The organism is Campylobacter sp. MIT 21-1684 (assembly GCF_026241315.1).
Lineage (GTDB): Bacteria > Campylobacterota > Campylobacteria > Campylobacterales > Campylobacteraceae > Campylobacter_D.
Genome location: NZ_JAPHNA010000085.1, coordinates 1 through 343 on the forward strand (window position 1 = coordinate 1; position 343 = coordinate 343).

1 pseudogene is annotated in these 343 nt (G+C 34.4%); it reads left to right on the forward strand.

The features are described from left to right. A pseudogene (locus tag OQH62_RS08660) lies at positions 1-343 on the forward strand (flagellin); the annotation flags it as partial.

Consider the following 343-nt stretch of genomic DNA (forward strand, 5'->3'; position numbering starts at 1 on the left):
TAGGCATACTCCAAACTGCGGATAAAGCTATGGATGAGCAACTTAAAATCTTAGATACAATTAAGACAAAAGCAACTCAAGCCGCACAAGATGGACAAAGTTTAAAAACAAGAAATATGCTTCAAGCAGACATCAACAGACTTATGGAAGAGCTTGACAATATCGCTAATACAACTGTTTTCAATGGAAAACAATTGCTTAGTGGTGGTTTTATCAATCAAGAATTCCAAATTGGTTCACAATCAAATCAAACTATAAAAGCTACTATTGGTTCAACTCAAAGTTCTAAAATAGGTCTTACAAGGTTTGAAACAGGACAACAAGTACTTCAAAGTGGTGAAGT